Below are 13,838 nucleotides of genomic sequence, written 5' to 3'. Positions count from 1 at the left end.
GGCCGCGGTCATACCGCCGAGGCTACTGATCTGCGTTCTGCTAGACTGGCCCCGGCCCGGGCCGACGGCGGGGTTTTGCGCGGCGTCTGACCCTCATGGCATGACCACGTTCTCCAGCTTGCCGGCACCACCTCTTTTCATCGTCTCGATCACAGCATGGACAACCCATCATATCGCCGCGTCATCGGCACAGATGTCAGCCGCGACTGGCTGGACGTTCACTGCCTCCCAGAAGAGCATCGCTGCAAAGTGCCAAACGCTCCGGCAGGTCATGCTGCCGTGGCGGATCTTGCCCGGGACAGAGATGCCGTCGTCTGCTTTGAATCGACTGGCGATCAGGATGGCAGCTTTGGGGGCTTCTGGAGGCGGAAGGCATTGCAACCCGCCAAGTGCCCCCGCTCAGGTGAGGCGTTTGCGCAAAGCAGTGGCACACGCGCCAAGACGGACCGGGCGATGCCGAACTCATCACGGTTGGGCTCAATCTGGCGAAGAACGTGTTCCATGCGCATGGGGCTGATGCCTCAGGTCGAGCTGTGCTTCGGAAGAAGCTTCGGCGCGATGAGGTGCTGGACTTCTTCGGTTTGCTGACGCCTTGCGTCGTAGCCATGGAAGCGTGCGGCGGCGCGCCCTTATTAGGCCGCGAAATTGGCAAGCTCGGCCATGAAGTGCGCTTGATGCCGCACGCTTCGTGAAGCCTTCGTCAAGCGCCAGAGTGAGGCGGGCAAGAAAACAATCAGGTGGATCGTTTTCCCTCCAAACGACGCGGCCAACGCCGAGGCGATCTGCGAAGCGGCCGTGCGGCCGAGTTCAAGCTAATCCGCGCAGCGGATTGAACGATCCGGGGGATAGTTCAAGGGCGCAGCACGCGCTTTGTGCCGGAGAAGAGCGAGGAGACCCAAGGGGCAGCGATGGTCTTCCGCATCCGCGAGCTTCTGATCCGGCAGCGGACGCAAGCGATCAACGTGCCGTGCCGGAGGCACGCCTTCGGCGTGACGCGAGGCCATCTGGGCGAGTTCGGGCAGGTCGTGCACCGGGAAGCGGCCAACCCCGCCCGGCTGATCACCATCGTGGAAATGCTAATAGCGGCTTGCCCGCCGACGCCATCGCGACCTTGGCGGTGCTGGTCGCGTCGCTTTCGCATCTCGAGGCTGAGATCGGCAAGCTCGACGTCGAGATCGAGGCGCGCGCAAAGAAGAACGAGATGGCTCGCCGGCTGATGACGGTGCCGGGCATCGGTCCCCTGATCGCCACCGCCATTGCGGTCTCGGCACCGCCCGAGACTTTTCAAAATGCGCGGGACTTAGCGGCTTGGCTTGGCCTCTCGCCGCGGCAGCACACGACTGGCGGCAAGCATCGCCTCGGCGCCAACAGCAGGATGGGCGGCGATCCCTCAGGCGCCTGCTGATCATTGGAGAGAACAGCGTCATCATCAAGCGACGCATCCATGCCGCAGCGATGGGCCTAGGTTATGTGGAAAGTGCCCACGGTTGCAGCATCTGCGAGCACGGAGCGCTGGCTCTGCAAGCATCGCGCAACAAAGGACGACTAAGTAAGGCGTTCACTAAATTTGATTGATAAAGTCCACTATCTGTCACAGCATCATTACAGATGAGTCGCGGCACACTGTCGCAAATAAGCCAGGGCAGTCGGTTGAACGACCTTCAGAACACGGCAAGCGGGGCGGCAACCCATATCGATCATGTCGATCTGGACGTGCTGGAGAACGTCCTCAGCTTTTACATCCGCGTGCTCGACACCACTGTCTCGCGCGATCTGGACGAACGGCTGAAGGACCTTGAGGTGGCCCGCGGCAAGGGCAAGATCACCGCCTTGCTCCTGATCGACAGCCATCCCGGCATCCGTCCTTCCGTCATCGCCGATCTGGCGCTGCGCGACCGCTCGGCGATGGGACGCATCCTCGACACGCTGGAGCAGCAAGGCCTGATCTTTCGCAGAGCCTCCGCCGAGGACAGCCGGGCGCAGGAATTATACATCACGCCGCAGGGCGCGGCGCTGGCGGTGAAGGTGCGCGCGATCGCTGTGCAGCAGTCGGAAGACTTCTTCGACCGCATTATTCCGCGCAGCGAGCAGGAGGTGCTGATGAACATCCTGAAGCGGGCGTATCGGCGTCTCCGGAAGGACCGTGCATGATCGATCAACGGGTGGCCCTCATCTCGGGCGCAAACCGTGGCATTGGTGCGGCCATCGCCGAGCGCTTGGCGCAGGAGGGCTGGGCGGTCTCGCTGGGCATGCGGGCGCCTGTGCAGCCGGCCTGGAGCGCCGAAGCGCATCTGCAGAGCTATGACGCGATGGTGCCGGGGGCCGAGGCCGACTGGGTCGCGGCGGCGCTGGAGCGGTTCGGCCGGATAGACGCGGTGGTGGCCAACGCGGGCGTCATGGTGCCGAAATCGGTGATCGAGGCGACCGAGGATGACATGCGGACGCTCATGGAGGTCAACGTGCTGGCCCCGCGTCGTCTGGCGCAGGCCGCGTGGCCCGCACTGATCGCCAGCGGGCGGGGCAGAGTGGCCATCCTAGCCTCGCTGTCGGGCAAGCGGGTGAAATCCGCCCGGGCCGGGGCTTATGCCATGTCGAAATTCGCGGCCGTCGCCTTGGCGCATGGGCTGCGGCACGAAGGCTTCGAGCACGGCATCCGCGCCACCGCGATCTGCCCGGGCTTCGTCGCCACGGACATGGGCACATCGCTCAGCGACCGCCCGGCGGAGGCCATGACCAATCCGAAGGATCTCGCCCGGATCGTGGCGATGATCCTCGACCTGTCGAACGAGGCGAGCGTCGCCGAATTCGCGGTCAACTGTCAGCTTGAGGAGAGTTTCTGATGCCCGGCCCCTATGTCGTTCCCGTCCATGGCGATGCCGACCTGCCGCGCGAGGTCGATGTCGTGGTGATCGGCGGCGGCATCATCGGCTGCTCCACCGCGCTCGAACTGGTAGAGAGCGGGCTGCGCGTCGCGCTCTGCGAGAAAGGCGGCATCGGCCGCGAGCAGTCCAGCCGAAACTGGGGCTGGGTGCGGATCTCGCGCCGCGACCCGCGCGAGGTGCCGCTGATGGCCGAGGCCCTGCGGATCTGGTCGGGGCTTGACGAGCGGCTCGGCCGCGACACCGGCTATCGCCGCGCAGGCATCATGTTCACCTGCGCCGACGATCTGCAATTCGCACAGCACGAAAACTGGAACAGGCATCTGGAGGGCTACCAGCTCGACAGCCGGATGCTGTCGGCGCGCGAGTTCAAGGAGATGTTTCCGGACAGCAACCTGCAGCTGAAGGGCGCGCTCTACACCGCCGCCGACGGACGGGCCGAGCCGCAGAAGGCGGCCCCCGCCATCGCCGAGGCGGCGCGGGACAAGGGCGCGCATGTGCTGACCGAATGCGCCGTGCGCGGGATCGAGACCTCGGGCGGCCGGATCAGCGGCGTGGTGACCGAGCGCGGCCCGATCGCCTGCACTTCCGTCGTGCTCGCGGGCGGAGCTTGGTCGAGCCTCTTTGCCGGAAACCTCGGCATCGACTTCCCGCAGCTGAAGGTGATGAACTCGGTCCTCAGGACAAAACCGCTGGAGGGCGGGCCGGAGCAGGCGATCTGGCACAGCGACTTCGCCATCCGCAAGCGGCAGGACGGCGGCTATACCGTGGCGTCCGGGCACGAGAACATCGTCAACATCGTGCCGAAATCCTTTCGCTACGCCAAGGCCTTTCTGCCCGCGCTGCGCAAGGAGTGGCGCTCGCTGAACTTCCGCCTCGGACTGCGCTTCGTCGACGAGGCCCGCATCGCCGATCGCTGGCAGATGGATGAGCCGAGCCCCTTCGAATACAACCGCGTGCTCGACCCGGTGCCGAGCAAGGCCTTGTCGAACAAGGCGCTGGCCGCCGCCTGCCGCGCCTTCCCGGCCTTCGCCAAGGCCGAGATCGCGCAACGCTGGGCTGGCTACATCGACGTGACGCCGGACGCCGTGCCGGTGATCTCGGCCATCGACCGGGTGCCGGGGTTCTTCATGGCCTCGGGCTTCTCCGGCCACGGCTTCGGCATCGGCCCGGCAGCGGGGCGGCTGATGGCCGACCTCGTCACCAACCGCACGCCGCTGGTCGATCCGACGGCCTTCCGCTTCAACCGTTTCACCGACGGCTCGAAGATCGAGCTGATCAGCGGGTTCTGACCCGCACTCCGGTCCGGCAACGCCCGGACCGGCTCACCCGGACAGCGGCCAACAGAAGCCGCATCCGATCCACCGCAAGACAGGGAAAACCAAGATGACCGAAGCCACCCGTTTCACCCCGACGCGCCGGCAGGCCTTGCTCCTGATGGGCGCGGCCGGCGTCACCACGCTGGTCCCCTCGCTGTCCGGCCTCGGCGCCGCACGTGCACAGGAGACCCCGAGCGGACAGATCGTCGTCGGCTTCTCGCAGGAGCCGACGGTGTTCAACCCGCATCTGCTGCATATCGAGGTCGACGAGGGCGTGCATTACGCCGTCTTCGATCCGCTGTTCGACGTGGACCCGGAGGGCAACTTCTATCCGCTGCTGGCGACTGAGGTGCCGACGGTCGAGAACGGCGGGATCTCCGCGGACGGGCTGAGCTGGAAGGTCACGCTGCGCGACGACGTGAAATGGCATGACGGCACGCCTTTCACCGCCGAGGATGTGAAATTCACCCTGGAGCTGATGGTCGACCCCGACTTCCGCAGCTGGCGCCGCACCGGGCATGAGCATGTCACCGAGCTGACCGTGGTCTCGCCGACCGAACTCACCTGGAAGATGGCCAAGCCCTTCGCGCCCTATGCCTCAATCCTCGCTTCGACCTTCATCGTCCCGAAGCACGCCTTCGACGGCGTGGCCGACAAGAACGAGGCCCCGTTCAACTCGGCCCCGATCGGCACGGGGGCCTTCAAGTGGAAGGAGCGGGTCGCGGGCGACCATATCGAGCTGGAGGCCAACCCGGAGTATTTCGGCGACGGTCCCTATCTGGAACGGCTGGTGCTGAAATACATCCCCGACCTGACCGTGCTCTACACCCAGTTCAAGACCGGCGACATCGACGTGGCCGGGCTGCAGTGGATCACCCCGGATAATTACGAGGAGGCGCAGACCCTCGAGGGCAAAGAGGTGCAGGTCGTCGGCACCGCGACCTTCGAGTCACTGACCTTCAACATGGAGCGGCCCCAGTTCCAGGACCTTAAGGTGCGTCAGGCGCTGTATCACGCGCTGGACAAGCAGGCGATCATCGACGCGCTCTACTACGGCGTGCCGCAGCCGACCGAGACCTACATGCCGAAGGAGTCGTTCTACTACAACGCCGACCTGCCGAAGCACGAATATGATCCGGAGAAGGCCAAGGCGCTTCTGGACGAGGCGGGCTGGATGCCGGGCGCCGACGGCATCCGTGAAAAGGACGGGGTGCGGCTGGCCTTCACCAACTCCACCACCTCGGGCAACCACCTGCGCGAACAGGCGCAGCAGTTCTTCCAGCAGTCCTTCAAGGACATCGGGGTGGAGATGACCATCTCCAACCTGCCGCCGGCCGTCATGTGGGGCGACTACTGGATGCTGTCGCAGTTCGACTCGGTCGTCGTGGGGCTGAACACGCTGACCGGGCCCGACCCGGACACCTCGGATTATTTCATGTCCACCTCCTCCGCCGCCAAGGGCGGGGCCGGGCAGAACACCTGGGTCTACCAGAACCCCGAGGTCGATGCGCTGCTGAAGCAGGGCGGCGAGCTGGTGTCGCCCGAGGAACGCCGCCCGATCTACCTGAAGATCCAGGAGATCATGCGCGCCGACCTGCCGTTCCTGCCGATCTTCCAATACGCGACGATCCGCGGCTGGAAAGAGGGCGTTACCGGCTACGAGGCCAACATCAACAACCGCATCGACACTTGGAACGTCCGCAGCTGGCGTTGGGCCTGACGCGGACCGTCCCGCGCGCCGGCTGACCCCCCGGCGCGCGCCCCCGCGCAGCCTCTGCCGCTCCCGCGGAGGCTGCGCCCCCTGACTGCGAGGTGCCCCCGTGATCCGCTATCTTCTGCTGCGCTTCTGGCAGAGCATCGTGCTTCTGTTCATCGTCTCGCTCATCGGCTTCATGGTGCTGAACCTCGCGCCGGGCGGACCCTTGTCGCAATACACGTTGACCCCCGGCATGACCAAGGAGGCGCTGGACCGCATCGCCGAGCAGATGGGGCTGAACCGGCCGCTGCCGATCCAGTATCTCGACTGGCTCTGGAACATGGTGCGGGGCGACTGGGGGAATTCCTATCGCGATGGCCGCCCGGTGCTGGAGGTGATCAGCCGCCATCTCTTCGCCACGCTCCTGCTGATGGGCAGCTCCACCCTGATCTCGGTGGTGATCGGCACCTGGATCGGCATCCGCAGCGCGCTGCGCGCCGGCACGGTCTTCGACTATGCCACGACGGTCGCGGCCATGGTGGCCCTATCGATCCCGACCTTCTGGTTCGGACTGATCGCGATCTACACCTTCTCGCTCTGGCTTGGCTGGCTGCCGGCGGGCAACATGTATACGGTCGGCAACGGCTCGCTCGGCGATTATGCGATCCACCTCATCATGCCAAGCATGGTGCTGGCCTTGGTCAACGTGGCGGTCTGGAGCCGCTACATGCGCTCGGCCACGCTGGATGTGATGAGCCAGGACTTCGTGCGCACCGCCAAGGCCAAGGGGCTGGCCCCGCGCCGGGTGCTGATGAAGCACATCGTCGGCAATGCGCTGGTGCCGATGATCACGCTGGCCGGGCTGCAGCTGCCGACGCTGCTGGGCGGGGCGCTGGTGACCGAGACGGTCTTCACCTGGCCGGGAATGGGGCGGCTGTTCCTCGATAGCCTTGGCTATAACGACTACCCGGTGGTGATGGGCCTGCTGATGTTCTCGGCCATCCTCGTGCTGGTCGGCAATCTCGCGGCCGACCTGCTGGTCGCGCTCGTCGATCCCCGCATCCGCCTGGACTGAAAGGAGGCCCGCCATGACCGCCGCTGCCCTCTCCGCTCCCCGCCCGCGCTGGTGGCGCTCGCGCACCGTCCGGCGCTTCACCCGCAACAAGCTGGCGATGGTGGGCGTGGTCCTGATCCTCGGGCTGACGCTGGCCTGTTTCGTCGGGCCTTACCTCTTGCCCTTCGACGAGCTCTACATCGATCTGCGCGCCCGTTTTGCGCCGCCGGGCACCGGGGCGCATATCTTCGGCACCGATCCTTTGGGCCGCGACATCGCCGCGCGGCTGTTCCAGGCCGGGCAGATCTCGCTGCTGGTCGGGTTCTTCGCCATGTTGATGTCGACGGTGGTTGGCACCGTCGTGGGCGTAGTTGCGGGTTATACCGGCGGCTGGCTCGGCGCGGCGCTGATGCGGGTGGTCGATGCCTTCCTCTCCTTCCCCTCGATCTTCCTGCTGCTGGCGCTGGCGGCCTTCGTAAACCCCAGCCCGATCATGATCACCATCATCATCGCCGTCACCAGCTGGATGGAGGTCGCTCGCATCGTCGAGGCCGAGGTGCGTTCGCTGCGCGACCGCGATTTCGTCATGGCGGCGCGGATGCTGGGACTGTCGAAGACCCAGATCATGTTCCGCGAGCTGCTGCCGAACGTGATCGGCCCGATCATCGTCGCCGCCACCCTGACCGTCGCCCGGGCTATCCTGCTGGAGGCCTATATCTCCTTTCTCGGCTACGGCATCCAGCCGCCGCTGCCGAGCTGGGGCAACATGCTGAACGGGGCGCAGCAATATCTCGACAAGGCGCCCTGGCTCGCCATCGTGCCAGGCGTGGCGATCACCATGGCGGTGGCAGGGTTCAACTTCATCGGCGACGGGCTGCGCGACGCGCTGGATGCCCGCTCGGACCAGAGGTGAGGCGATGACGCGGTTCTCGCCCTTCGACGCCACGCTGTGGTATGCCACCGCCGCGCCGCCTGCGCCGACCGAGCCGTTGCGGGACGCCGTGGAGGCGGATGTCTGCATCGTCGGCGGCGGCTATACCGGGCTGACCACCGCGCTGGAGCTGGCGAAGGCCGGAACGCGCGTGGTGCTGCTGGAGCGCGAGGAGATCGGCTTCGGCGGCTCGGGGCGCAACGCCGGTCACTGCACGCCGACCTTCACCCATTACAGTCTCCACGACCTGCGCCGCATCTTGGGCGCGCCATGGGCCGAGCGGCTGATCCGCAGGCAGACCCGTGCGAACGACCGGGCGGGGCAGATGATCCGCGACTACCAGATCAGCTGCGAATGGGTGCAGAACGGTTACGTCATGGGGGCGCTGCGCCCGAACCAGATCGCCGCGTTGACCGAGAAGGCGCGCAGCTACAACGCCGTCGGCGCGCGGACCCGGGTGCTCGACCGCGACGAGGTGGCCGAGGTGACCGGCAGCCCGCGCTTCTATGGCGGCTGGATGCATGAGGAGGCGGGCCACCTCAACCCGCTCGGCTATGCCCGCGGTCTTGCCCGTGCGGTGATGCAGGAGGGCGGGGTGATCCATACCCGCTCCGCCGTCACCGGCTGCGCACCGCGTGGCGCGGGCTGGGAGGTGACGACAGCCGGCGGCAGGGTGCGGGCGGAGCGGGTGATCTTCACCACGGGGGCCTATACGGTCGGCGGCTGGCCCAAGCTCGAGGAGAGCTTCCGCATCCAGCGCGTCTTCGTTGCCGCGACGCAGCCGCTCGACTCCGAGACCCGGGCGGCGGTCCTGCCGCGCAACACCACCATCCACGACGGGCGCGGCGACATCTTCGTCTACAAGTATAATGCCGAAGGCCGGATCGTCGCCTCGATGTTCCCGATGGGGCGGCGCGGTAGCGATCTGCCTTATACAAGGCAGGTGATGGCCGACCGGCTGCGCTGGCTGCATCCGCAGATCCGCGAGCAGATCCGCTGGGACTACCTGTGGTTCGGCGAGCTGGACATGCAGCAGCGCACCGTGCCGCGGCTCTACGGGCTGGCGCCGGGCGTGGTGGCGCTGACCGGGCTTTCGGGCCGTGGCGTGCCGACCGGGACCATGCTGGGCGGCATCCTGTCTGACTGGGCGCTCGGCATGCCCGAAGCCGATCTCGACCTGCGGGTCGAGCCTTTGCACCGAGCGCCGCTGTGGATGAGCGTCGCGCCTGCGCTGAAGCTGCGGCAGATGCGGCTGTCCGACAATTTCGCCGCGCGCCGCTCCGGCGCGCCCCTGCCTCCCCATGCCTGAAGGACCGATCATGAGCCTCATCACCCATGTCTCCGCCAATGAGACCCTGACCCCCGGCCTCGACTCCGAGGAAGGTGCCAAGTCCTTCCGCCGCCTGATCTGGGAAGATGACGGCGCGGCGGAGACCGCGACCAAGGTCGCCGTCTGGATCGCCGAGCCGGGCGTCTATCCCTATCCGCCGCGCGATCTGGAGGAGACCTTCGTCGTGCTGGAGGGCGAGGCGCTGTGCAGCCTCGGCGGGTCGGAGCCCGAAAAGATCGGCCCCGGCTCCATCGTCCGCGTGCCGAAGGGGGTCGCCCCCTGGCTCAAGGTGCTCACCCCGTTCCGCAAGCTGGCCACCGTCGTGCCGAAGCCCTGAGGAGACCACGATGACCGATGCCCCCTTCAATGCCGTCCTCTCCGTCCGTGACCTGACCGTCAGCCTGCCCAAGGAGATGGAGCGGCTGCATGCGGTCGAAGGCATCAGCTTCGACCTGCGGCGCGGCGAGATCCTCTGCATCATCGGCGAGTCGGGGTCGGGGAAATCGGTCACGGCCAGCACGGTGATGGGGCTGCTGCCGCCGGTGATGCGGCCCTCGGGCGGCAGCATCCTGTTCAACGGGACGGATCTTCTGACGATGCCGGAGCGGCAGCGGCGGGCGTTGCGCGGCAAGTCGTTGTCGATGATCTTTCAGGACCCGCTGTCTGCGCTGAACCCGCTGATGACGGTGGGGGCGCAGATCGACGAGGTGCTGGTGGCGCATGGCTGGACCGACCGGGCCAAGCGGGACGCGAAGGTGCTGGAGCTTCTGGGCGAGGTGGGACTGCCCGACCCGCCGCTGATGCGGCTGCAATATCCGTTCCGACTGTCGGGCGGCCAGCGGCAGCGGGTGATGATCGCCATCGCCCTAGCGCTCGACCCCGAAGTGCTGATTGCCGACGAGCCGACCACCGCGCTCGACGTGACGACGCAGGCGCAGATCCTGGAGTTGATCCGCGCCATCCAGCGCCGCAAGGGGATGAGCGTCATGTTCATCACCCATGACTTCGGCGTGGTGGCTGATATCGCCGACCGGGTGATCGTCATGGAGAAGGGCCATCTCGTGGAACAGGGGCCGGCGGCGCAAGTGCTGACCGCGCCGACGCATCCCTATACCCGGCGGCTGATCGCCGCCGTGCCGCGCCTGCGCGACACCGACCGCGCCGCCGAGACTGAGGCACCGGTGGTGCTGCAGGTCGATGGGCTGCACAAGACCTACCGCAGCGCCGGCAGCTTCTTCGGCAAGCCGCGCGAGGTGCAGGCGGTGAAGGACGTGAGCTTCACCCTGCGGCGCGGCCAGACGCTGGGGGTGGTGGGCGAGAGCGGGTCGGGCAAGTCGTCGATGGGGCGCATCCTGATGAAGCTGACCCCGGCGGACGAGGGCCGCATCCTGCTCGACGGCACCGACATCCTGCCCCTGACCGAGGCGCAGATGCGGCCCTTCCGCCCGCGGATCCAGATGGTGTTCCAGGACCCCTATGCCTCGCTGAACCCGCGCCAGACGGTGGGCACATCGCTCACCGTCGGGCCGGTGGCGCAGGGCATGGCGCGGGACGAAGCGCGGCGGAAGGCGCAGGCGATCCTGGCGCAGGTCGGGCTGGACCCGGCGGCCTATGACCGCTTCCCGCACGAGTTCTCCGGCGGCCAGCGCCAGCGCGTCGGCATCGCCCGGGCGCTGATGTTCGATCCCGAGATCATCGTGGCAGATGAGGCGGTCTCGGCGCTGGACGTCTCGATCCAGGCGCAGATCCTCGAACTGCTGGCGCGGGTGCAGGCGGAGCGGCATCTGGCGCTGGTGTTCATCACCCATGACCTTCGGGTGGCGAGCCAGATCTGCGACGAGGTGCTGGTGATGCATCGCGGCGCGGTGGTGGAGGCGGGGCCGCCGGCGCGGATCTTCCGCGATCCCCAGCAGGCTTACACCCGCCAACTGGTCGATGCAATCCCCGGCAGCCACTGGGAAACCGCCGCCTGAGCGATGTGTGCCCAGGCTCTGATGATGTGTCCGCTCCCCCCGAAGGTGTCGATGTGCAAAGGTGGAACGTGCTATCGCTGTTTTCGGCGTCCCGCTGCGGACAGGAGCGCCATCGAGGCCGAGAATGGCGGGGAGCCGAGGCCCGTGACGGGGCAAGGGAGGGATGGGGTGTGAGCGAGGCGGAGGAGGCGGGGCCGCGGTTGACGAGCGGGTCGCGGCAGGCGGGGTGGCGGAGGGCCAATCCGCTGAAGTATCAGGCGCATCTCGTGGTGCAGCGGGCGCTGGGGGCGGGGGTGTTGCGGAAGCAGCCTTGCGAGGTCTGCGGCGAGGGAGCGGTCGATGCGCATCACGATCGCTATGACGAACCGCTCAACGTCCGGTGGCTCTGCCGCTGCCACCACATCAAGCTGCATCACTACGGGGAGGACATGTTTCCCGTGCGGCCTCCGGGGGAGGATGCGCCGGAGGGGTGACGGGCGCGGCGGTCTCGACAAGTGCGGCATGCGATTGCATACATAGGCCGGGCCTGCGTGCGGCGGCAGGAGGGGAGCGGCTCTCGGGGGGATGGATGGCACTGAAGATCGCGGTTCTTGACGACTATGCCGACGTGGCGCGGGACTATGCGCCGTGGCCGGAGGGCGACAGCGTCACGGTGTTTCACGATACGCTCGCCGATCCGGCGGCGCTGGCGGCGCGGCTGGCACCCTTCGACGTGCTTTGCGTGATGCGCGAGCGGACACCGCTGGATGCGGGGCTGATCGGGGCGCTGCCGAAGCTGAAGCTGATCGTGACCACCGGGGCGCGGAACCTGTCGATCGACATCGCGGCGGCGCGGGCGCGCGGGATCGTGGTCTGCGGCACCGAGTCCCGCGGGACTACCACGGCGGAATTCGTCATGGCGCTGCTTCTGGCGCTGACGCGGCGGATCGTGCCGGAGGCGAATGCGGCCACGGCCGGGGGCTGGCAGCGGGGCATCGGGCGTGACCTTGCGGGGCTGACGCTGGGCATCGCCGGTTACGGGCGGATCGGGCGCAAGCTTGCCACGCTGGCGCGGCCCTTCGGGGTCGAGCTGCTGGCCTGGTCGCGTAGCCTGACCGCGGAGCAGGCCGCCGCTGAGACGGTGGGATACGCGCCCGATCTCGATGCGCTGCTGCGCGGGTCGGATATCGTCTCGGTCAATCTGGTGCTGTCGGAGACGACGCGGGGCCTGTTCGGCGCGCGGGAGTTCGCGCTGATGCGGCCGGATGCGCTGCTTCTGAACACCTCGCGCGGGCCGATCGTGCAGGTCGCGCCTTTGCTGGAGGCGCTGCGGGCGGGGCGGCTGGGCGGTGCCGCGCTCGACGTGCATGATGTCGAGCCCTTGCCCGAAGGCGCGCCGGTGCTGGACCGCGGGCTGATCGACAGCGGGCGGCTGCTGGTCACGCCGCATTTGGGCTATGTCAGCGAGCAGACCTTCCGCATGTTCTACCGCCAGACCGCCGAGGCGATCGCGGCCTGGAAGGCGGGCAGCCCGATCCGGGTGATCGAGGCGGGGCGGCAGGTCACTCCGCCAACCTGATCGAATATTCGTCGGCCAGCCATTTCAGCACGAAGCGGCGGGTCTCGGGGTCGATCTCGGTGACGCTGCGGGCGAGCTTCTCGGCCTCGTCGCCGACGAGCGTCTGGTAGGCGCCGAGGATCTCGGGCGCTCGGGCGAGATAGTCCGGGTCGCGGCGCAGGGCGCGGATCGCCTCGAGCCAGGTCTCGCGGATCTCGGCCGGGGTGTCGCCCGGCAGGACCAGGAGCTTCTGCGCGGCGAAACCGGCGGAAGAGAACACCCGGTAGGCATCGTATTCCGGCCCCGAGGGCGGCTTGCCGTAGAGCTGTTCGTAGAGTTCCTCCAGCGTCGGCAGGTCGGGGAAGGTGGGGTCGCGCTGCACCCGGCCCTCGGCATCGACGACGCCCCAGCTCATCAGCGGCACGGCCTCGCCCGCTGCGACCATGGGGGCCACGTTCTGCAGATAGGCCGAGGTGGTCTGGTAGTCGATGTTCACCTCGCGGTGGCGCATCGCCTCCAGCCCGTCGTGGCGGCCGGTGTAGCCGAAGACGTAATGCGTGTCGAAGCCCAGCACCCGGAAGGCCAGCATCGGCACCAGATCCAGCGAGGTGACGCCCTGGCTGGCGAAGACCAGCGTCTTGTCGCGCAGGTCGGCGATGTCGCGCCAGGATGTGAGGCCGAGATCGCTGGAGACATAGACGACGCCGCCGGTGGGCGAGGCCATCAGCACCGTCCAGTCGCCGAAATCGTAGCGCACCCGGAAATCGCCGAGGAGATAGGCGAAGAGCGACGAGCCCGAGGTGCCCAGCAGCGAGCGGCCATCGGAGGAGGCCTGATCGGCGAAGGCGTTCGATCCGCGGGTGCCGCCGCCGCCGGGGTCGTTCCTGACGATGACATCGGGCTGGCCGGGCAGGTGGCGCGACAGCAGGGGGGCGTGGAAGCGGGCCCAGACATCCGACCCGCCGCCCTCGGAGAAGGGGATCACCAGATCGATCGGCTTGCCGGTGAAATCGACCTCCTGCGCCAGCGCGGCGCGCAGCGGCAGGGCTGCGAGCGCGGCGATGAAGACGGTCAGCATCGCCCGGACGATGCCCGGGGCGCTCTGTGGGTATCGCATGG

12 protein-coding genes and 1 pseudogene are annotated in these 13,838 nt (G+C 67.4%); 12 read left to right on the top strand and 1 reads right to left on the bottom strand.

The annotated features are described in order from the left end of the window. The first annotated feature begins 464 nt into the window (after positions 1 to 464). The 12 genes and pseudogenes from AC3A5Z_RS21230 (at position 465) to AC3A5Z_RS21175 (ending at position 12,740) form a co-directional block, all read left to right on the top strand. A pseudogene (locus AC3A5Z_RS21230) lies at positions 465 to 1,575 on the top strand (IS110 family RNA-guided transposase). Between the two features lie 75 nt (positions 1,576 to 1,650). Further along, positions 1,651 to 2,151 (top strand): MarR family winged helix-turn-helix transcriptional regulator, encoded by a 501-nt coding sequence (locus tag AC3A5Z_RS21225; RefSeq protein ID WP_487521267.1) that lies wholly within the window; start codon positions 1,651 to 1,653, stop codon positions 2,149 to 2,151. After that, positions 2,148 to 2,840 (top strand): SDR family NAD(P)-dependent oxidoreductase, encoded by a 693-nt coding sequence (locus AC3A5Z_RS21220; protein ID WP_487521266.1) that lies wholly within the window; start codon positions 2,148 to 2,150, stop codon positions 2,838 to 2,840. The genes AC3A5Z_RS21225 and AC3A5Z_RS21220 overlap by 4 nt, the downstream gene beginning before the upstream one ends. Next, positions 2,840 to 4,171, top strand: coding sequence for an NAD(P)/FAD-dependent oxidoreductase (locus AC3A5Z_RS21215; protein WP_487521265.1), 1,332 nt, complete (start codon positions 2,840 to 2,842; stop codon positions 4,169 to 4,171). Before AC3A5Z_RS21220 ends, AC3A5Z_RS21215 begins: the two co-directional genes overlap by 1 nt. A gap of 94 nt (positions 4,172 to 4,265) precedes the next feature. Then, positions 4,266 to 5,918: a peptide ABC transporter substrate-binding protein gene (locus tag AC3A5Z_RS21210; RefSeq protein ID WP_487521264.1), complete on the top strand. Its 1,653-nt coding sequence runs from the start codon at positions 4,266 to 4,268 to the stop codon at positions 5,916 to 5,918. A gap of 100 nt (positions 5,919 to 6,018) precedes the next feature. Then, positions 6,019 to 6,969, top strand: coding sequence for an ABC transporter permease (locus tag AC3A5Z_RS21205; protein WP_487521263.1), 951 nt, complete (start codon positions 6,019 to 6,021; stop codon positions 6,967 to 6,969). Between the two features lie 13 nt (positions 6,970 to 6,982). Continuing rightward, positions 6,983 to 7,861, top strand: a complete 879-nt coding sequence (locus AC3A5Z_RS21200) for an ABC transporter permease (RefSeq protein ID WP_487521262.1) — start codon at positions 6,983 to 6,985, stop codon at positions 7,859 to 7,861. A gap of 4 nt (positions 7,862 to 7,865) precedes the next feature. Then, entirely contained in the window at positions 7,866 to 9,188 is a 1,323-nt protein-coding gene (locus AC3A5Z_RS21195; RefSeq protein ID WP_487521261.1) for an NAD(P)/FAD-dependent oxidoreductase, read from the top strand. A gap of 10 nt (positions 9,189 to 9,198) precedes the next feature. After that, positions 9,199 to 9,546, top strand: a complete 348-nt coding sequence (locus AC3A5Z_RS21190) for a cupin domain-containing protein (RefSeq protein ID WP_487521260.1) — start codon at positions 9,199 to 9,201, stop codon at positions 9,544 to 9,546. Positions 9,547 to 9,556: 10 nt separating this feature from the next. Beyond that, positions 9,557 to 11,182: an ABC transporter ATP-binding protein gene (locus tag AC3A5Z_RS21185; RefSeq protein ID WP_487521259.1), complete on the top strand. Its 1,626-nt coding sequence runs from the start codon at positions 9,557 to 9,559 to the stop codon at positions 11,180 to 11,182. Between the two features lie 170 nt (positions 11,183 to 11,352). Then, positions 11,353 to 11,655, top strand: a complete 303-nt coding sequence (locus tag AC3A5Z_RS21180; protein WP_487521258.1) for a hypothetical protein — start codon at positions 11,353 to 11,355, stop codon at positions 11,653 to 11,655. A 95-nt stretch (positions 11,656 to 11,750) separates the two neighbouring features. Beyond that, on the top strand, positions 11,751 to 12,740 hold the full coding sequence (locus AC3A5Z_RS21175; protein WP_487521257.1) for a D-2-hydroxyacid dehydrogenase family protein: 990 nt from the start codon (positions 11,751 to 11,753) through the stop codon (positions 12,738 to 12,740). Here AC3A5Z_RS21175 and AC3A5Z_RS21170 read toward each other — a convergent pair. Next, on the bottom strand, positions 12,724 to 13,836 hold the full coding sequence (locus AC3A5Z_RS21170) for a type 2 periplasmic-binding domain-containing protein (protein WP_487521256.1): 1,113 nt from the start codon (positions 13,834 to 13,836) through the stop codon (positions 12,724 to 12,726). The genes AC3A5Z_RS21175 and AC3A5Z_RS21170 overlap by 17 nt on opposite strands. Positions 13,837 to 13,838 lie beyond the last annotated feature (2 nt).

The organism is Cereibacter sp. Soil_C_27 (assembly GCF_057657095.1).
Note: the sequence above shows the minus strand (reverse complement) of the source record. Positions and strands in the feature narration are given on the sequence as shown.